This window comes from Streptomyces sp. NPDC088746 (assembly GCF_044751065.1).
In the GTDB taxonomy this organism is placed as follows: Bacteria; Actinomycetota; Actinomycetes; order Streptomycetales; family Streptomycetaceae; genus Streptomyces.
This window is the reverse complement of sequence record NZ_JBIVLA010000006.1, coordinates 43,198-61,633: the sequence shown is the minus strand read 5'-3', so window position 1 is coordinate 61,633 and position 18,436 is coordinate 43,198. Positions and strand designations below refer to the sequence as shown.

General features: G+C 71.4%; 14 protein-coding genes. 2 read left to right on the top strand and 12 right to left on the bottom strand.

The window, feature by feature from the left end:
• Positions 1–9: 9 nt before the first annotated feature.
• The 4 genes from ACIP63_RS25420 to ACIP63_RS25405 are packed head-to-tail and all read right to left on the bottom strand — an operon-like array spanning position 10 to position 6,014.
• The gene (locus tag ACIP63_RS25420; protein WP_401519713.1) at positions 10–1,860 is read right to left on the bottom strand and encodes an IucA/IucC family protein; all 1,851 of its coding nucleotides are present in this window, start codon (positions 1,858–1,860) and stop codon (positions 10–12) included.
• A 60-nt stretch (positions 1,861–1,920) separates the two neighbouring features.
• A complete protein-coding gene (locus tag ACIP63_RS25415) occupies positions 1,921–2,640 on the bottom strand; it encodes a GNAT family N-acetyltransferase (RefSeq protein ID WP_401519710.1) in 720 nt (239 codons plus the stop codon).
• Between the two features lie 31 nt (positions 2,641–2,671).
• On the bottom strand, positions 2,672–4,594 hold the full coding sequence (locus tag ACIP63_RS25410) for an IucA/IucC family protein (protein WP_401519707.1): 1,923 nt from the start codon (positions 4,592–4,594) through the stop codon (positions 2,672–2,674).
• A 28-nt stretch (positions 4,595–4,622) separates the two neighbouring features.
• On the bottom strand, positions 4,623–6,014 hold the full coding sequence (locus tag ACIP63_RS25405) for a diaminobutyrate--2-oxoglutarate transaminase family protein (RefSeq protein ID WP_401519704.1): 1,392 nt from the start codon (positions 6,012–6,014) through the stop codon (positions 4,623–4,625).
• Positions 6,015–6,352: 338 nt separating this feature from the next.
• Between ACIP63_RS25405 and ACIP63_RS25400 the strand changes: the two genes are divergently transcribed.
• Positions 6,353–7,564: a trypsin-like serine peptidase gene (locus ACIP63_RS25400; protein WP_401519701.1), complete on the top strand. Its 1,212-nt coding sequence runs from the start codon at positions 6,353–6,355 to the stop codon at positions 7,562–7,564.
• A 94-nt stretch (positions 7,565–7,658) separates the two neighbouring features.
• Here ACIP63_RS25400 and hflX read toward each other — a convergent pair whose 3' ends face one another.
• The 6 genes from hflX to miaA form a co-directional block, all read right to left on the bottom strand.
• Positions 7,659–9,179 (bottom strand): GTPase HflX, encoded by a 1,521-nt coding sequence (gene hflX / locus ACIP63_RS25395; protein WP_401519698.1) that lies wholly within the window; start codon positions 9,177–9,179, stop codon positions 7,659–7,661.
• Positions 9,180–9,312: 133 nt separating this feature from the next.
• A complete protein-coding gene (locus ACIP63_RS25390) occupies positions 9,313–10,803 on the bottom strand; it encodes a M1 family metallopeptidase (RefSeq protein WP_401519695.1) in 1,491 nt (496 codons plus the stop codon).
• A 107-nt stretch (positions 10,804–10,910) separates the two neighbouring features.
• Entirely contained in the window at positions 10,911–13,058 is a 2,148-nt protein-coding gene (locus ACIP63_RS25385; protein WP_401519691.1) for a RelA/SpoT family protein, read from the bottom strand.
• 136 nt (positions 13,059–13,194) lie between these two features.
• Positions 13,195–14,067, bottom strand: coding sequence for a diaminopimelate epimerase (dapF, locus tag ACIP63_RS25380; RefSeq protein ID WP_401519688.1), 873 nt, complete (start codon positions 14,065–14,067; stop codon positions 13,195–13,197).
• 101 nt (positions 14,068–14,168) lie between these two features.
• Positions 14,169–14,606 (bottom strand): hypothetical protein, encoded by a 438-nt coding sequence (locus ACIP63_RS25375; protein WP_401520717.1) that lies wholly within the window; start codon positions 14,604–14,606, stop codon positions 14,169–14,171.
• Positions 14,607–14,713: 107 nt separating this feature from the next.
• Complete coding sequence (gene miaA, locus ACIP63_RS25370) at positions 14,714–15,652, bottom strand: tRNA (adenosine(37)-N6)-dimethylallyltransferase MiaA (RefSeq protein ID WP_401519685.1); 939 nt, start codon at positions 15,650–15,652, stop codon at positions 14,714–14,716.
• Between the two features lie 133 nt (positions 15,653–15,785).
• Between miaA and ACIP63_RS25365 the strand changes: the two genes are divergently transcribed.
• The gene (locus tag ACIP63_RS25365) at positions 15,786–16,031 is read left to right on the top strand and encodes an antitoxin (protein ID WP_401519682.1); all 246 of its coding nucleotides are present in this window, start codon (positions 15,786–15,788) and stop codon (positions 16,029–16,031) included.
• A gap of 85 nt (positions 16,032–16,116) precedes the next feature.
• Here the strand turns inward: ACIP63_RS25365 and ACIP63_RS25360 are convergent, their stop codons facing one another.
• Together ACIP63_RS25360 and miaB are read right to left on the bottom strand one after the other, a co-directional pair.
• A complete protein-coding gene (locus ACIP63_RS25360) occupies positions 16,117–16,836 on the bottom strand; it encodes a class III extradiol dioxygenase subunit B-like domain-containing protein (RefSeq protein ID WP_401519679.1) in 720 nt (239 codons plus the stop codon).
• Between the two features lie 29 nt (positions 16,837–16,865).
• Positions 16,866–18,386: a tRNA (N6-isopentenyl adenosine(37)-C2)-methylthiotransferase MiaB gene (miaB, locus tag ACIP63_RS25355; RefSeq protein WP_401519676.1), complete on the bottom strand. Its 1,521-nt coding sequence runs from the start codon at positions 18,384–18,386 to the stop codon at positions 16,866–16,868.
• Positions 18,387–18,436: the final 50 nt, after the last annotated feature.

Below are 18,436 nucleotides of genomic sequence, written 5' to 3'. Positions count from 1 at the left end.
CTCCCGGACTCACGCGGAGGGGTGGAGCGGATTGGGGACGGAGCCGTGGACGGCGGCGTGCGGGCGCTGCGGGCGGTCGCGGTAACCGTCCAGATGCAGACGGTTGCGGTTGAGACACAGGCGCTCGATCGTCGGCGTCAGCATGTCGAAGATCTCGAACCGCTCCTTGAGGTCGGGGAACCGGGCATGGTGCCTCAGGATCTCGGCACGGACGAGTGACCAGAATTCACCCTCCGGTACGTCCAGTTGTTCCTCGCACAGAGGCGACAGATAGCGGAAGACGCCCACGAAGAGACCGGAGTGGATGAACTGGGTGAGGAAGGAGGGGTCCTCCGTGAGCAGGATGTCCCTGACGTGCGCGGGCATCGTGTCGTGCTCCGGCAGCGGCCGGGCGCTGACGTTCACGTCGTCGACGAAGTCCTTGATCGCGAGCCGCACAGGTACGTCGTGCTCGTCGAAGACGACGATGGCGTTCTCGCCGTGCGGGGAGAAGACCGTGCCGTAGCGGTACAGGAAGTGCAGCAGCGGTGGCAGCAGCGCGGTGAAGAGCCGGGCCAGCCAGGCGGCGGGGGCCAGCCCCGAGCGGTCGACGAGCTCGGCGGTGAAGGAACGGCCGTCGGGGTCCGTGTGCAGCAGCGAGGCCAGCGTGCGGGCGCGTTCGCCGGGTGCCAGCCGCGGCTGGAGGGGCTCCCGCCAGATCGCTCCGAGGATCTCCTTGAACTGGTACGGAGACTCGGGGAGGTGGTCGTAGAGCGGGTGCTCGACGGCCACCGAGGCGACCTCGCCGAGCAGGATGACACCGCAGGTGTCCCGGAGGTACGGGTCGCCTTCGCACAGCCCCTGGACCCACGCCGTGACGGCCGGGGCGGCGAGCGTGCGTTCGGTCGGCAGGCCCCGCCAGACCAGGGTGTTGAGGATCGACAGGGGCAGCTTGACCGTGTGCCGGTCGGGCCGTCCCACGTTGGTGAAGGTGCGGATGGACTGCTGCGGCAGCCGGAGGTCGTCGTCGGTGTGCAGAGGAACGATCTCGGCGTCCGCGATCGCGGGGGCGAAGAGGGGGACGATCCATTCGTCCCACTGCCATGGATGCACGGGGAGGAACAGGTATTCCGCGGGGTCGAGCCCCCGTCCGCGCAGGATCGCGGCGAAGGATTCCCGGATACCCGGGTCCAGCTCCTGGTCGTAGAGGTCCCCGGGGGCGGCGACACGGCCCACTCCCCGGTAACCCGCTATGCGGGTGCTGACGGCGATCCAGGGCAGCGCTGTCGCGGACCGCGCTTCCGGTGTGAAGCAGGCGGCGTCGGTGGCGGAGAATCCGAGACGGCCCTTGTTCGCCACGAGCCAGGGGTGTCCTGTCTGGTGTCCTTCGAGCTCGGCGTACGGGAGCTCGGCGAGCTGCGCCGCGGTGAGCGCCGTGTGGTCGAGGCGGGCGTCGGCGGTGAGAGTGGCGGTGAGCTCGCGGATGAGGTGGCCGAGCGTGGCACCGTCGAGACCGAGTAGACGGCGTCCTCGGGCGAGGAATCTCAGGGGGTCCCGGAAGGGGGTGCCGCCGGCCCCGGTGCCCCCGGCGGAGAACTCGCGGATCGTCGCCGGGTCGACACGCCAGCTTCCGTAGACACCACGCCGGGCGTGGAAGCCCAGGGTCGCGCCGTCGTCGAGCGTCAGGGTGTAGTCGCCGGTCCGCCCCGCTCGGTCGTCCGTCCCGGGTACGGGCTCGATGACTTCCTCGTAGGCGAACTCACCGAGCATCTTGGCGAGGAGCCTCGCCGCAGCCCGGTCCCAGTCGGTCCGGTTGAGTTCCGGAGTGTCGAGCGGCGTATGAGGCTTCGCCGGATGATGGCTCGCAGGATATGTCGGCACGGGGACTCCTCCGGGTGGGACCGATGGGGTTCGAGCAGGCTGTGCGGTGCGGCGAGTTGTTCACAGGCGGTCACGGTGCGCTCGGTCGCGGACCATCAGGGCGGCTCGCTTGTCGGGAAGGTCCACTTCCGCGCAGAAGCGGAAGCCGGCGCGCAGGAATGCGGAAACGGAAGGGGTGTTGCGCAGATCCGGCTCCGCGACGACACGTCCGCAGTGCGGCCGGTTGTCGAGTACGAGATCGGCGACGGCCCTGAGCAGTACGGTGCCGATGCCCCGTCCTCGGTCGCCCACACCGCCGATGAGAAGGTGGATTCCCATGTCGTGGGGCCGTGCCGGGTAGTGGCGGGCGAGCGGGTCCAGATCCGCGCGGTAGATCTCCCAGTAGCTCATGGGGGTACCGGCGAGGACTCCGAGGCAGGGGACGCTGCGGCCGTCCCCTTCGAGCTGCCGGCGGAGGTGCGCGGCGGTGACCTGCTCCGGTCCTGCGAGCTCCCAGAAGGCGGCGACCGCAGGGTCGTTCATCCAGCGGCTGATCACCGCCAGGTCGCGTTCGGGTTCCACCGGGACGAGTTGGAACGCCCCGGCGGGAGTGGTGACGGGGCTCCACCCGCCGGGGTCTCCCACGAGGGCGAAGGCGTCGGTCCTCGCGGCGGCCGCCGCCGAGCCGTCACCGAGCAGGGCGAGGAGCTCCTCGGTGAGCCGCAGCTCAAGGGTGTCCTCGGTGCCGGTGCCGTCGGGCGGGACGGCACCGGTCCCGGTGTGGGCATCGGCTTGGTGCACCGTGGCGCTCTCCTCTCGCTGGTTCAGACCGTCATGCCGTGCCGCTGGTCAGCGGATTGGCGATGGTGACGTACACGGACTGGGTGTCGACCGGGCCGACGAGTTCGTCGAGGCCGTGCATCCGGGTCAGCAGGTTGGCCTTGCAGCGGAGCTGGCCGGTCTCCAGGAGGTAGGCGGGCAGGGAGGATCCCAGTTTGACCGTGCCTTCGAGAAAACGGCGGAACGCGGCGAGGAGCAGCTGCTCGTCGGCGAGCCGCTGGGCACCGAAGGCGCCGATCAGCCCGAACACGTTGTTGATGCCGAGGTAGTAGGCGAGCCGTTCGTCCGTGACGGCGTCGGTGACGAAGGTGTCGCTGACGGCACCGATGCCCGGGAGCCGGCGCTCGAGTGCGGTCCGGTGGGACTCCCGGAAGTAGTAGCCCTGGTTGTCGCGGTACCTGCCGCCCACGGGCCAGCCGTCCGGGTCCAGGAGTACGAGCGTGTTCTGCTGGTGGGCCTCCAGGGCGACACCCGCGTGGGCGTCGAGCCAGAGGACGGGGAGGACGACGCGGTCGAGGTAGCGCAGGAACCACTCGGCGCACACCGCCCCGGTCGTCCGGCCCGTACGCGCGGCCAGCGAGAAGACCGTGTCGGCGAGCCGCGAGTGCGTGCCGGGACGGCCGGGCCACGGCCGCGGGGCGGTGAGTCCGGCGATGCACACGGCATCGTCGGCGGGGCCGAAGGGATTGTGGCGGAGCATCACGTCGAGGCCGGGGACGGGGCTGCCGTCCGGTTGGTCGACGGCGAGCCAGGCCGGGTCCCGGACGATGTCGAAGCCCGGGTGCGCCTCCTGCCAGCGGTCGGCGAGGCCGGTGCGCAGCAGCCGGTGCACCTCGGCTCCGCGGTGGAGCTCCTTACGGAGGTTCTCCCGGCGGGAGTTGGTGATGCGTACGCCCAGGGACAGCTTCAGCATGAGGTCGGAGCCGGGGCGGTGCACGGTACGGACGGACGAGGTGGGGTGCCAGCGTTCGCCGTACGGGCCGAGGTCGTGCAGGAGGCCCTTCTCGCACAGGGCGACGACCTCGGGGCGGCGCAGGACCTCCGCGGCCTGCCAGGGGTGGAGCGGGAGGGCCGCGGTTCCTTCGGGGAGGTCCAGCCCCTCGGAGTGTGGTGCGAGGAGCGCCTCCGCCGAGACCGGCCGGCCGGCCTTCGTCCACGCCGACTCCGTGGCCAGCACGGAACGGTCCACGGCCATCCAGTGGAGCGGGAAGGAGCCGCGCAGCTCGGGTGAGTAGAGCAGCGTCTCCGACTCGGAGAGGCCTTCGCGGCTCTTGGGCGTGGGGTGCAGAGGGTGACCGAGGACGAGGGACTGCTCGGCGGTGAGGAAGAGATCGGCCTCGGGCGGCGCGGTGGGTGTGCGGCGCCGGTCGGCGATGAAGGCCGCCGTGTGCCGTACGGAGTCGGCCACCCTGGCCACCAGGTCGACACCGGCGTTCCGCTCGCTCTCCCGGCTGAGCAGCGCGGCCACCGTGACGGCGTCGACGCCCCGGGCGCCGTCGGGCGCGTTCTCCAGGGACGGCGTCCCGAAGCGGTGCCAGCCCGTCGCGGACCAGTGGGCGACCGGGACGAGCAGGGCGGTGCCGCTGGCGGGGAGCGGAACGCGCAGGGTGTTTCCCCGGGGGCGGGGCAGGTCGTTCTCCCTGGTCCAGCAGCGCAGCAGATTCTCCGTGCCGGCCGCGTCCGCAGCCCGGAGCGGGTCCGGATGGTCGAGCGGGTCCCGCGCCGTGTCGACGGGGCGGTCCGCCGGGACGGCGCCCGTGAGGGCGTCCGAACCGGCACGCGGGGCGCCGTGCGGACCGGCCTTCTGGCGCGGCACGGTCGTCGACTCGACGGCGAGGGGGCCCTCCGGCAGGTCATGTCCTCGCTGCTGGCTGGTGAGGGGGCCGTCGGCCTCGGGCGCAGGGGTGGGGTTCACGGCGGTCTTCCTTGTGAGGGGTCCGGGATCAGCGGGTCGGCCCGGCAGCGGCCCGGCGGTACGGAGAGCGCTCGGCCGCTCTCAGCGCGTCGGCGAGGCGGTCGACGACCGCCGTGGCCTGTTCGTCGGTGAGAGTGAGGGGAGGGAGCAGTCGCACCACGGCGCTGTGGCGTCCGCCGAGTTCGACGATGAGGCCGCGGCGCAGGCACTCCTGCTGCACCGCCGCGGCGAGGGCCGGATCGGGCGGCGGGGCGGAGCCGCTCTCGGCGGTGACGGTGAGCGGCCCTGCCTCGGGGTCGACGAGTTCGATGCCGATCATCAGGCCGCGGCCACGGACGTCGCCGATGCTCGGATGGTCCGCGCCGAGCGCCTGGAGCCGGGCGAGCATGCGCGCGCCGAGTGTCCCCGCGCGTTGGGCGAGCCCGTTCTCCCGTACGTAGGCGAGGGTCGCGGCGCCGGCCGCCATGGCCAGCTGGTTGCCCCGGAAGGTGCCGGCGTGGGCGCCCGGCTGCCAGAGGTCGAGCTCGGAGCGGTAGACGATCACCGCGAGGGGCAGCGAGCCGCCGATGGCTTTCGAGAGCACCATCACGTCCGGCACGATACCGCTGTGCTCGACCGCCCAGAAGGTGCCGGTCCTGCCGACTCCGGTCTGCACCTCGTCCGCGATCAGGGCGATGGAACGCTCCTGGGTGATCTCCCGCATCCGGCGCATCCAGCCGTCCGGGGCCGGGTTCACCCCGCCCTCGCCCTGGACCGGCTCCAGGATCATGGCGGCCGGGGCGGGCACCCCGCCCTTCGGGTCGTCCAGGAGGTATTCCGTCCAGCGCGCGGCGATGTCCGCGCCGCGCTCCCCGCCGGCTCCGAAGGGGCAGCGGTAGTTCTGCGGGAAGGGCAGCCGCGTCACCCGGACGTCCGTGGCCCCGCCCGAAGCGGCCAGGGCACCGGCGGTCATTCCGTGGTACGCGCCGGTGAAGGCGAGGAGTTCGCTGCGCCCGCTCGCTGCCCGGGCCAGCTTGAAGGCCGCCTCGACGGCGTCCGTTCCGGCCGGACCGCAGAACTGGATCCGGGCGTTGTCGGCCAGTTCACGGGGCAGGGTGGCGAACAGCTCGGTCGTGAAGGCGTCCTTGACGGGTGTGGCGAGATCGAGCACATGCAGGGGTGCGCCGGAGTCGATGACCTTCCGGATGGCCTCGAGCACCACGGGGTGGTTGTGTCCGAGGGCCAGCGTGCCCGCGCCTGACAGACAGTCGAGATAGCGTCGGCCGTCCGCGCCCTCGATCGTCATGCCCCGCGCGCGTACCGGCACGATCGGCAGGGACCGCGCATAGGTGCGGGCCGCCGATTCACGTAGTGCCTGACGCCGCAGAATCCCTTCGTGCGCAGGGGAAAGCACCACCGGAGCTGGTTCGGTCACGGCCACGGCTGCTCGGTCCTCCTGCTGTAACAGTTGCGTTGCGCATCGGTACGCTCCCCCGGGGCGGACTGCGCCGATGAACGCTGTCCGGGTGTCCCCCGTACGTACCAACGACGCGGAACGCGGGAGATCACGGGTAAATCGGAAGATCCTTGTGCGGGCGGAACCGTGGCCCTGCCGCGCACCGTCCCCCACGGCACCGGCATAGTAGGGGCCGCACTCGGCACGGAGCCGCCGCTCCGAGGGTCCGCGATGTGGCCTGACGGCCCTGCCGCGTACTCCAAGTCCGCAGTGCGGTACCGAAGTCAGTGACGAAGTCCCAGGGGGATCACCAGATGCGACCCATGCGCCCGACCGATACCGCTCACCGCGGGGGGAGCGCCCGCCGCACCCCTCGGGTGTTCGCCGCGACCGCCCTTGCCGCTCTTCTGACGCTCTCCGCCACGGCCTGCGGGCCTGAGGAGGACGGCGCGATCAGCGAGCCGAGCAGCTCCACCGGCCAGTCCTCCGACGGGAAGGTCGTGATCCCGGACGATCTCAAGGACCGGCTCAAGGAGCACGGGATCGACCTCGACAAGTGGCGGGACGGCGAGTGGAAGAACTGGGACAGGGACAAGTGGCTGCGTGAGGCCAAGGACTACGTCAACCCCATCATCGAGGACCTCTGGGACCCGGAGCGGATGCGGGACGCCGACAAGGCCCCGGAGAACCCCGTCGACAACGACATCTCCGGTGACGAGGGCGTGACGGACCCGACCCCCGCGCCGGTCGAGGCCGCGAACCTGCGGACGCCGTACCACGCGAGTGCGCCCGAGTCCGGCAAGCTCCTGTTCGACGGGCCCGAGGGCTCGATGGTCTGCTCTGCGACCGTGGTGCAGGACCCGGCCCACCCGGGCAAGTCCAACATGGTCTGGACAGCCGGGCATTGTGTGCACGCCGGCAAGAACGGCGGCTGGTACCGCAACATCGCCTTCGTTCCCTCGTACAACGACAGCGGTATGTCGACGGCCGAGCTGCAGAACGCGACGAAGGAGGAGATCGCTCCGTACGGCGTGTGGTGGGGCCAGTGGGCGCAGACCTCCGACCAGTGGATCAACCAGGGTGCCGCGACCGGCGGCCAGGGAGCACCGTACGACTTCGCGGTGCTGCAGGTCGCTCCGGAGAAGGGTTCGACGGGCAAGTCCCTCGAGGAGACCGTCGGTTCGGCACTCCCGGTCGACTTCAACGCCCCGGCCGTCCCGGAGATCGACAGCATGACGGCGACCGGCTATCCGGCGGCCCCGCCGTTCGACGGTCAGAAGGCTCTGCAGTGCACCGACGAGCCGGGCCGCCTGGCCGTCTTCGAGGAGCAGCCGACGATGTACCGCATCGGGTGCACGATGACCGGTGGTTCCTCGGGGGGCGGCTGGGTCGCGAAGGGCCAGGACGGTGAGCCGGCCCTCGTCTCCAACACCTCCATCGGCCCGGTGACGGCGGGCTGGCTGGCAGGCCCCCGCCTGGGCGAGGAGGCCAAGGGCATCTACGAGGCCGTCAGCAAGAAGTACGCGGGCCGGTAGGCCGCGGGCCCTGGTCCGGCGGCTGCCGGCCGGAGCACAAGGAGGCCGGGCTCCCCTCGTCGAGGGGAGCCCGGCCTCCTGCTTGTCCGACGCGTCAGTGAGCCACCGGCACGAAGACGGCGAGCTCCGCGGCGAGCTCCTCGTGGACCCGGGCCTTGAGCAGAGTGCCCTCCGGCGTGTGCTCCTCGGAGATCACCTCGCCCTCGGCGTGCACCCGGGAGACGAGCGCACCCTGGATGTAGGGCACGAGCGCCTCGATCTCCACGGACGGCCGCGGGAGCTCGGCGTCGATGAGCGCGAGCAGCTCGTCGATACCGGCGCCGGTACGCGCCGACACCGCGATCGCGTGCTTCTCGGCGCGCATCAGGCGCTGCAGCACGAGCGGGTCGGCCGCGTCCGCCTTGTTGATCACGACGACCTCGGGTACGTCGACCGCGCCGACCTCCCGGATCACCTGGCGCACGGCGGCGAGCTGCTCCTCCGGCACCGGATGGGAACCGTCCACCACATGCAGGATCAGGTCGGACTCGCCGACCTCCTCCATGGTGGAGCGGAACGCCTCGACCAGGTGGTGCGGCAGGTGCCGCACGAACCCGACGGTGTCGGCCAGGGTGTAGATGCGGCCGCTCGGCGTCTCGGCCCGGCGCACGGTCGGGTCGAGGGTCGCGAACAGGGCGTTCTCCACGAGGACGCCCGCGCCGGTGAGCCGGTTGAGCAGCGACGACTTCCCGGCGTTGGTGTATCCGGCGATCGCCACCGAGGGCACCTTGTTGCGCTTGCGCTCCTGGCGCTTGATCTCCCGGCCGGTCTTCATCTCCGCGATCTCCCGGCGCATCTTCGCCATCTTCTCGCGGATCCGTCGCCGGTCCGTCTCGATCTTGGTCTCACCAGGACCACGGGTGGCCATGCCGCCGCCGCCGCTGGAACCGCCGCCGCCCATCTGCCGGGACAGCGACTGACCCCAGCCGCGCAGGCGCGGGAGCATGTACTGCATCTGTGCCAGCGACACCTGCGCCTTGCCCTCCCGGGACTTGGCGTGCTGGGCGAAGATGTCGAGGATCAGGGCGGTCCTGTCGACCACCTTGACCTTGACGACGTCTTCCAGGTGGATCAGCTGGCCGGGGCTGAGCTCACCGTCGCAGACGACGGTGTCGGCCCCGGATTCGAGAACGATGTCGCGCAGCTCCAGCGCCTTGCCCGAGCCGATGTAGGTGGCCGGGTCGGGCTTGTCCCGCCGCTGGAACACGGCGTCGAGCACCTGGGCGCCCGCCGTCTCGGCGAGGGCCGCGAGCTCCGCGAGGGAGATCTCCGCGTCACGGACGGTCCCCGATGTCCAGACACCGACGAGAACCACGCGCTCCAGGCGCAGCTGTCGGTACTCGACCTCGGTGACGTCCTCGAGCTCGGTGGAGAGGCCTGCCACGCGGCGCAGAGCCGCACGCTCGGAACGGTCGAGCTGCTCGCCGTCCCGCTCTCCGTCGATCTCGTGGCTCCAGGCGACGTCCTCTTCCATCAGGGCGTCGGCCCGAAGGCTCTCGGTGAGGCTCTCGGAGTTGGCTTCCGTGGCACTCTGCGCGTCCTGCGCGTCCTGGGGAAGGGAAGAAGAGGAGGTCATTGGATCCTTACGTCGATAGAAGTCCGATACGTCAGTCACAACGCGTGACCCCGCCGGAAGATTCCCCTGGAGGGGATCCACCGGCCGGCCGCCGTGCCGACGCGTCGATAGTGGCATGTCCCCGTCCGGGCCGTCACTCGGGTTTCGGTGCCCGCGCCGGGCTCTGCCCGCCCGTGGCGCTCCGGGGCGTCTCGCTGCGCCAGTCCGGGTGCCCCGGCATCGGCGGGGTCTTCTTCCCGTACAGCCACCCGTCGAAGAACGCCGTCAGGTTCCGTCCCGCGATCCTCGACGCCAGCTCCGTGAACTGCTCGGTGGTCGCCGATTCGTCTCTGTGGACGCGTACCCAGGTCCGTTCGAGGCGGTCGAACGCGGCCACGCCGATCTCCTCGCGCAGCGCGTACAGGATGAGCGCGCTCCCGTCGTACACGACCGGCCTGAAGAGGCTGATCTTGTGGTCGGGGGTGGGGACGTCGGGGTGTGCGGGCGGACCGCCCGCGGCGCGCCAGGTGTCGGAGCGGGCGTAGGCCTCGCGCATCCGGCGTTCCATGGGCTTCTGCGCGTGTTCCTCGGCGTAGCGGGCCTCGTACCAGGTGGCGTGTCCCTCGTTGAGCCACAGATCGGACCAGGACCGCGGGGAGACGCTGTTGCCGAACCACTGGTGGGCGAGCTCGTGCACCATGACCGAGTCGACGTACCACTCGGGATATCCGTCCCCGGTGAACAGGGAGCGTTCGAAGAGCGAGAGGGTCTGCGTCTCCAGCTCGAAGCCCGTCTCGGTGTCCGCGACGAGGAGTCCGTACGTCTCGAACGGGTACGGGCCGACCTGCTGCTCCATCCAGGCCAGCTGCGCCGGGGTCTTCTCCAGCCAGGGTTCCAGCTTCGCCCGGTCGGCCGTGGGCACCACGTCGCGTACCGGCAGCCCCCGGGGCCCGGTGCGGTGGAGGACGGCGGAGCGGCCGATGGACACCTGGGCGAGCTCCGTCGCCATCGGGTGTTCCGTGCGGTAGGTCCAGGTGGTCGCGCCGGCGTGGTCCCGCTTCCCGGCGGGAAGACCGCCCGCCACGACCGTGAGGTCCTTCGGCGCGGTCACCCGGAAGGTGAAGAAGGCCTTGTCGGCGGGGTGGTCGTTGCCGGGGAAGACCCGGTGGGCGGCGTCGGCCTGGTTCGCCATCGCGAGGCCGTCGGCGGTCGGCACCCAGCCCCCGTTGGCCCGGTCCCCCGAGGGGTCGCTCGTGTGCCGGACGGTGATCCGTACGGGCACTCCGGCCGGGATCCGGGAGGGCGCGTCGACGACCAGGTCCTCACCGGCGGTGGCGAACTCCGAGTTCAGCCCGTCGATCTCGACGGAGCGGACGGCGCCCCGCGCGAAGTCGAGGTTGATCCGTTCCAGCGGTGCGGTGGTCCGCGCGTCGATCGTGGTGACGGCGTCGAGGGGCTCCGTGTTGCGGCCCTTGTAGGTGAGAGAGATGTCGTACGAGAGGACGTCGTAGCCCGGGTTGCCGAGGTGGGGGAAGAGCCGGTCGCCGATGCCGAGCGGTTCGGGTGCGGGCAGGGTGGCGGCGACGAGGGTGACCGACGCGGTGGCCAGCAGAGCGGCACGCAGTCGGCGGGAGGTGAGCGGCATGGACTACGGCTACCAGCGCGCACCGTCCCCACGGGGTTGGCGCGCGCCGCACCACCCGAACGGGGTCGCCGGTGAGCGGCAAGGAGAGGCCCCGGACGGCCAGGGTGTCAGCCGGTCGCGGCGGGCTGCTGGGCGCGGCTCACGTCGTACACGCCGGGTACGTCACGCATCGCCCGCATGAGGCCCGGCAGTCCCGCCGCGTCGGGCAGCTGCAGCGTGTAGGTGTGCCGGACGCGTTGTTCGCTGGGCGGCTCGACGGTCGCAGAGACGATGGCGGCGTCCGCGGCAGCGATGGCCTCGGTGAGGTCGGCGAGGAGCCGGGGGCGTCCGAAGGACTCGGCGACGAGGGTGACCCGGTAGTCGGGGGTGCCGCTCCGGTCGCCCGGGTCGTTCCAGCGCGCCTCTACGGCCGCCCGGCCGATCGCCCGCATCCGGGCCACGGCCGGACATTCCTCGCGGTGCACGGTGACGGCGCCGCCGCGCACCGTGAATCCGATGATGCCGTCGGGCGGGACGGGGGTGCAGCATCCTGCGAGCCGGACCGGTGCGCCGGGCGTGCCGACCGCCACGATCGGAGCCCTGCCGGCCGCCCTGGCCCGGCTGTTCGCCGCGTCGTCGGCGGGCTGGGCCTGCGGCCTCGGGGCGTCGGCCCTGCTCTTGTGGGGGCCCTGCGCACCGTCCGGATGGGCGTCGAGCCATGCCGTGATCGCGATCCGTGCGGCAGGCGTACGGGCGTGGTCCAGCCACTCCGGGGAGGGCCCGGAAGAGGCGTCCTGGGCGAGCAGCAACTGCACGGTGTCACCGTCGTTCAGCGCGGTGCTCAGCGTCGCCAGCCGGCCGTTGACGCGGGCTCCGATGCAGCCGTGCGCCTCTTCGCCGTACTGCGCGTAGGCGGCGTCGACGCAGCTGGCGCCGGCCGGCAGCCCGAGGGTCCCGCCGTCGGTGCGGAAGACCGTGATCTCCCGGTCCTGTGCGAGGTCGGCGCGCAGCGTGGCCCAGAACGTGTCGGAGTCGGTCGCCGACTCCTGCCAGTCCAGGAGGCGGGAGAGCCAGCCGGGCCTGGTCGGGTCGGCGCGCTCGCCGTCGGCGGGTTCGGCCTGGTGCGCGGCGGTGGTGCCGTCCTGGGTGTACGGGTTGCCGAGCGCGACGACACCCGCCTCGGCGACCTTGTGCATCCGGTGCGTACGGATCAGGACTTCGGCGACCGCGCCCTCGGGTCCGACTACCGCTGTGTGCAGCGACTGGTAGAGGTTGAACTTGGGCGCCGCGATGAAGTCCTTGAACTCGGAGATGACCGGGGTGAAACAGGTGTGCAGCTCGCCCAGGACCGCGTAGCAGTCGGCGTCCTCCCCGACCAGCACCAGCAGCCGTCCGAAGTCGGTGCCCCGCATCTCGCCGCGTTTGATCCTCACCCGGTGCACGGAGACGAAGTGACGCGGTCTGATGAGCACTTCGGCGCTGATGCCGGCTTCCCGCAGGGTCGATCTGACGCTTCCTGCGATCTCCGTGAGAGGGTCCTCCGCTCCGCTCCAGGCGGAGATCAGGGCCTGGGTACGCTCGTACTCGTCCGGGTGCAGGATCGCGAAGACGAGGTCCTCGAGCTCCGTCTTGAGCGCCTGCACGCCGAGGCGTTCGGCGAGCGGGATGAGCACGTCCCGGGTGACCTTGGCGATCCTGGCCTGCTTCTCGGGGCGCATGACGCCGAGTGTCCGCATGTTGTGCAGCCGGTCGGCAAGTTTGATGGACATGACGCGGACGTCGTTCCCGGTGGCGACGAGCATCTTGCGGAAGGTCTCGGGCTCGGCGGCGGCCCCGTAGTCGACCTTCTCCAGCTTGGTGACGCCGTCGACCAGGTAGCAGACCTCCTCGCCGAACTGCTCCCGCACCTGATCGAGGGTCACATCGGTGTCCTCGACCGTGTCGTGGAGCAGCGAGGCCGTCAGGGTCGTCGTCTCCGCGCCGAGTTCGGCGAGGATCAGGGTCACCGCCAGCGGATGGGTGATGTACGGCTCACCGCTCTTGCGCATCTGGCCGCGGTGGGAGGTCTCGGCGAGGACGTACGCCTTGCGCAGGATGGCGAGGTCGGCGTCCGGGTAGTGCGCGCGATGCGCCTCCGCGACATGCCCGATGGCGTCGGGGAGCCGGTCACGGGAGACCGGCCCGAGCAGGGCGACACGGCCCAGCCTGCGCAGGTCGATCCGTGGACGACCGCGTTTGCGAAGGGGAGCACCTGGATTGGTGGCCTCTGCGCTCATGGGGCACCTCCGGCAACGTCGACCGGCGGTGGATGCGGTTACACCCCCGAGCCGGTGCTTGATGCTATCGACCCCACCACGTGGCGCAGTCCAGCTCTCGCCCGGCGTGAAACGGATCACCCATTCGAGCGAAGCTCTAACCGATCATCGTTTCGAGCCAGGCGGGGTCGATCACGCCCTCCGCGACGATCACGGCGGGCCCCGTCATGTCGATCCCGCCGTCCGGGTATTCGGTGATCACCAGGGTGCCGCCGGGCAGGTCCACGGTGTATGCCGCGGGGGCGCCGGTCTCCGCCGGGTCCACGCCGTCCCTGCGTGCGGCTGCGACGGCCACCGCACAGGCGCCGGTGCCGCACGACCGGGTCTCACCGGAACCGCGCTCGTGGACACGCATCGCGACGTGCCGGGGGCCGCGGTCCACGACGAACTCGATGTTGACCCCGTCGGGGTAGACGGACCGCGGGCTGAACGGCGGTACGGAGGAGAGCTCTCCGGCGTGGTCCAGGTGCTCGACGAACGCGACGGCGTGCGGGTTGCCCATGTTCACGTTGCGCGCTTCCCAGCTGCGGCCGTCCACGGTGACCGTGACGCCGTCGTCGGGCAGCAGGGCGCGCCCCATGGAGACCGTGACGTCGCCGTCCTTCGCGATGTGCACCCGCTTGACCCCGCCCCGCGTGGCGACGGCCAGATCACCTTCGGCGACGAACCCGGCACGCTGGAGGTAGCGGGCGAAGACCCGCACCCCGTTGCCGCACATCTCGGCGACCGAGCCGTCCGCGTTGCGGTAGTCCATGAACCACTCGGCCTGCTCGGCCATGCCTCGCGCCTCGGGGTGCGCGGCGGACCGCACGACGTGCAGCAGCCCGTCGCCGCCGATGCCCGCCCGGCGGTCGCAGAGCCGGGCGACGACGGAGACCGGCAGGTCGAGGGCGTTGTCCGGGTCGGGAACGATCACGAAGTCGTTCTCGGTGCCGTGTCCCTTGAGGAAGGTGATCTGCGAAGTGCTCACGAAGCAACTGTACGAGGCTCCGCCGACAGTCAGCGGGTCCGGGCCACACCGTGGGCCGGCGCCTGCCCGCGGAAGGGGCTCCCGGGGTCCGGGCCGGCCGGTCAGCGGAGCCGGGCCACGCGCCAGACGGCCAGGGCCACCAGCACGGCGCAGACGGCCACGTACAGCGTGACCACGCGCCAGTCGGGGCGTTCGTTCGATCCCCTGGCGGGCAGGCCGGGCCAGGTGTTGCCGACACGGCGGGCGGCCATCATGCCCCAGCCCGCGGCACAGCCGCTGATCAGCAGGCCCAGCATCGCCACGACGGCACCGCCGCCGCCGAACTCGAAGGCGAGCGGGAAGGCGAACATCAGGGAGCCGACCGCCGCCAGCCCCACGATGGGGGCGAGCTGCCAGATCCGCAGCCGGCGGGCGGGCCTGAGCTCGACCTCGACCTCGGGGGCCACCTCGAGCTCGTCCGGCCCGTCGGGGCTCAGGCGTCCTGCCTCGTGCTGCGTATCCGGTGCGTCTCTGTCTGTGTCGCGAGGGCCGGCCTCCATCGCCACGCGCCCTCCCAACTCGGACTCCACTGGTCGATCGATGCTCGATGATGGCACGGCCCCGGCCGCCGAAATGACGGGCGGAGCGTCCCGATGCCATCACGTGATCAGGCTGTAACCGCTCGTTCGACCAACGCCAGCGCCCGGCGCGGGAGTTCTCCGCGCTCTCCCTCGGCACCACTCAGCCACCGGACGCGCGGGTCGCGGCGGAACCAGGAGTCCTGCCGCCGCGCGAAGCGTTTGGTGGCGCGTACGGTCTCCGTGCGTGCCTCGTCCTCGGTGCACTCCCCCGCGAGTGCGGCGAGCACCTGCTGGTAGCCCAGCGCGCGCGAGGCGGTGCGTCCCTCGCGCAGCCCCCGGGCCTCCAGGTCACGCACCTCGTCCACCAGCCCGGCCTCCCACATCCGGTCCACGCGGGTACGGATGCGTTCGTCGAGTTCGGGGCGTCCGACGTCCACACCGATCTGAAGGGCGTCGTACACCGCTTCGCCGCTCGGCAGATTGGCCGTGAAGGGCTTGCCGGTGATCTCGATGACCTCCAGGGCGCGGACGATACGGCGGCCGTTGCCGGCCAGGATGGCGCGGGCCGCCTCGGGGTCCGCGGCGGCGAGCCGGGCGTGCAGGGCACCGGAGCCGTGCTCCGTGAGCTCCTGTTCGAGCCGGGCGCGTACGCCGGGGTCCGTACCCGGGAATTCGAGGGCGTCGATCGCGCCCTTCACGTAGAGGCCCGAGCCGCCCACCAGGACGGGCGTACGTCCTTCGGCCAGCAGCCGGTCGATCTCGATGCGCGCGAGGCGCTGGTACTCGGCGACGCTCGCGGCCTCGGTGACGTCCCAGATGTCCAGGAGATGGTGCGGAACCCCGCCACGCTCGGGAAGAGTCAGCTTCGCCGTGCCGATGTCCATGCCCCGGTAGAGCTGCATGGAGTCGGCGTTGACCACTTCACCACCGAGCTGCTGGGCGAGAAACACTCCCAGATCGGACTTTCCGGCCGCGGTGGGGCCGACGACGGTGATGACGCGGGGGGTGGGAGCTGGTCTTCTCACCGAGACAGTCTCCCAAACTTCGGAACGCCTCCCGACCGGAAGAGACCGGGAACGGACGGACACGGCGAGTAACGCGTGATTTCTCACAGACGAGTAAAATGTGACCACAGTCCCCCAGCACGGAAGGTGACCCATGGGTTTCCTGGACAACCTGAAGGCCAAGCTGGCCCCGGCCAAGGAGAAGGTCGGCGACCTCGCGCAGCAGCACGGGGGCAAGATCGACCAGGGCATCGACAAGGCCGCCCGCACGGTCGACCAAAGGACCAAGGGCAAGTACAGCGACAAGATCGTGTCCGGCACGCAGAAGGCCAAGGACGCGGTCGACCGGCTGGGCCAGAAGAACCAGGGCGGTACACCGCCGCCACCGCCCGCGCACTGACCCGGGTTTCATCGGAACCGAGGGCCGTGGAGCGACAGGGCTCCACGGCCCTCGTCCGTGCCGTGGCGGGCTCAGGGCCGGAGGGTCACGACCAGGCGGCGACGACGTACCCCACGCCGTACGGCGCGTCCTCGTACAGCAGCTGCCCGCCGAGGCCGGCACCCCGGGCCGCGCCCGCGAGCACCTGCCAGGGCGCCCGGCCCGCCGCCTTCAGTTCGTACGCCAGCGACTCGTCCAGAGCGCTCAGCGCGGCCACGTCGGCGCTCCCCAGCGCACGGGCCGCCGCCGCGTCGAAGTCCGCCGCCCGCTCGTCCAGATAGCCGGGCGCCTTGACCGTACGGCAGGCGCTGCCGTCGCCCATGACCAGCAGGGCCACCCGCTCCGCCCCGGCCGCCAGGTCCGCTCCCGCCCGCAGGCAGCGGTCCGCGGCGAGGGGCTCCCCCACGCCGAGCCCCTCGACCGGGGAGCCGTCCCAGTGGGCGCGCTCCAGCAGCCAGGCGCCGACGGCCAGTGACGCGGGGAGCCGGCGTCCGGGGACGGGTGGTCCGCCCGGGGCCTCACCGAGCCGCACGGTCAGGTCGACGCCGAACCCGGCGAAGGAACCTGCCGATCCCTGGGGGAACGGCCCGCGGCTGTCGGGCCCGGCCGGCCCGGCCACGATCAGCAGGTCCGGTTTCGCGGCGGCGAGCACGCCCAGTGCGTCGAGGCACGCGTTCCTCGCGGCGTCGAGCTCGGGCGCGGCTCCCGCGGCCACCTCGGGGACCAGGATCGGCGGGCAGGGACAGACGGCGGCGGCGGCAAGCATGCGGGTCAGCGTACTCAGGCGGGCCGGTCTCAGTCGCAGCCGCACCCCGGGGTGGCGGCCACGGGCTGCGGGGCGGGCGCGCCGATCCCGGGCAGGCCGAGCATCACTCCGGCGGGCCGGTCGGCAGGGGTCGCGTTGCGCTTCTCCCAGGCGTCGCCCGACCGGGTGCGCCGGACGCCCAGGGGCGTTCCCTCGGCGAGCAGGTGGTGCGGGGCGGCGTAGCTGATCTCGACCGTCACCACGTCCCCGGGGCGTACGTCCTGGGACGGCTTGGTGAAGTGGACCAGACGGTTGTCGGGAGCGCGGCCGGAGAGCCGGTGCGTGGCGCCGTCCTTACGGCCCTCGCCCTCCGCGACCATGACGTCCAGGGTGCGGCCGACCTGCTTCTTGTTCTCCTCCCAGGAGATCGCCTCCTGGAGGGCGGAGAGGCGCATGTAGCGCTCCTGCACGACCTCCTTGGGGACCTGTCCCTCCATGTCGGCGGCGGGCGTCCCGGGGCGCTTGGAGTACTGGAAGGTGAAGGCGTTCGCGAAGCGGGCCTCGCGCACGGCGTGCATGGTCTGCTCGAAGTCCTCCTCGGTCTCCCCGGGGAAGCCCACGATGATGTCGGTGGAGATCGCCGCGTCCGGCATGGCGGCGCGCACCTTCTCGATGATCCCGAGGAAGCGCTCCTGGCGGTACGAGCGGCGCATGGCCTTGAGGATCGTGTCCGAGCCGGACTGCATCGGCATGTGCAGCTGGGGCATCACGTTCGGTGTCTCGGCCATCGCCGCGATCACGTCGTCGGTGAAGTCCCGGGGGTGGGGCGAGGTGAAGCGGACGCGCTCCAGGCCCTCGATCGTGCCGCAGGCCCGCAGCAGCTTGGAGAAGGCCTCGCGGTCACCGATGTCGGAGCCGTACGCGTTGACGTTCTGGCCGAGCAGGGTGATCTCGCTGACGCCCTCGGCGACCAGCGCCTCGATCTCGGCCAGGATGTCGCCGGTGCGGCGGTCCTTCTCCTTGCCCCGCAGCGCCGGGACGATGCAGAAGGTGCAGGTGTTGTTGCAGCCGACCGAGATCGACACCCACGCGGCGTACGCCGACTCACGGCGGGTGGGCAGCGTCGAGGGGAACGCCTCCAGCGACTCGGCGATCTCGACCTGCGCCTCCTCCTGGACCCGGGCGCGCTCCAGGAGCACCGGCAGCTTGCCGATGTTGTGCGTACCGAAGACGACGTCCACCCAGGGGGCACGCCGCACGATGGTGTCGCGGTCCTTCTGCGCCAGACAGCCGCCGACGGCGATCTGCATCCCGGGGCGCTTCGTCTTCATCGGGGCGAGGCGGCCGAGGTTGCCGTAGAGCTTGTTGTCGGCGTTCTCACGCACCGCGCAGGTGTTGAAGACGACGACGTCGGCGTCGCCGTCGGAGCCTTCGGGGGCGCGCACGTAGCCGGCGCCCTCCAGGAGCCCCGACAAGCGTTCGGAGTCGTGGACGTTCATCTGGCACCCGTAAGTGCGTACCTCGTAGCTCTTCTGGACGTCCACTGCTTCGCTCCGGTTGCCGCTGGTCATGGGACAAGGGTAGGCGGTGACGGCGCCTCTCCCGCCGCCGGAGCCCGTGG

Bases quoted from the DNA above. Each gene is read 5' to 3' on its own strand.
- ACIP63_RS25400 (WP_401519701.1), top strand. From the start codon at position 6,353: ATGCGCCCGACCGATACCGCTCACCGCGGGGGGAGCGCCCGCCGCACC.
- hflX (WP_401519698.1), bottom strand. From the start codon at position 9,179: ATGACCTCCTCTTCTTCCCTTCCCCAGGACGCGCAGGACGCGCAGAGT.
- ACIP63_RS25390 (WP_401519695.1), bottom strand. From the start codon at position 10,803: ATGCCGCTCACCTCCCGCCGACTGCGTGCCGCTCTGCTGGCCACCGCG.
- ACIP63_RS25385 (WP_401519691.1), bottom strand. From the start codon at position 13,058: ATGAGCGCAGAGGCCACCAATCCAGGTGCTCCCCTTCGCAAACGCGGT.
- ACIP63_RS25375 (WP_401520717.1), bottom strand. From the start codon at position 14,606: ATGGAGGCCGGCCCTCGCGACACAGACAGAGACGCACCGGATACGCAG.
- ACIP63_RS25365 (WP_401519682.1), top strand. From the start codon at position 15,786: ATGGGTTTCCTGGACAACCTGAAGGCCAAGCTGGCCCCGGCCAAGGAG.
- ACIP63_RS25360 (WP_401519679.1), bottom strand. From the start codon at position 16,836: ATGCTTGCCGCCGCCGCCGTCTGTCCCTGCCCGCCGATCCTGGTCCCC.
- miaB (WP_401519676.1), bottom strand. From the start codon at position 18,386: ATGACCAGCGGCAACCGGAGCGAAGCAGTGGACGTCCAGAAGAGCTAC.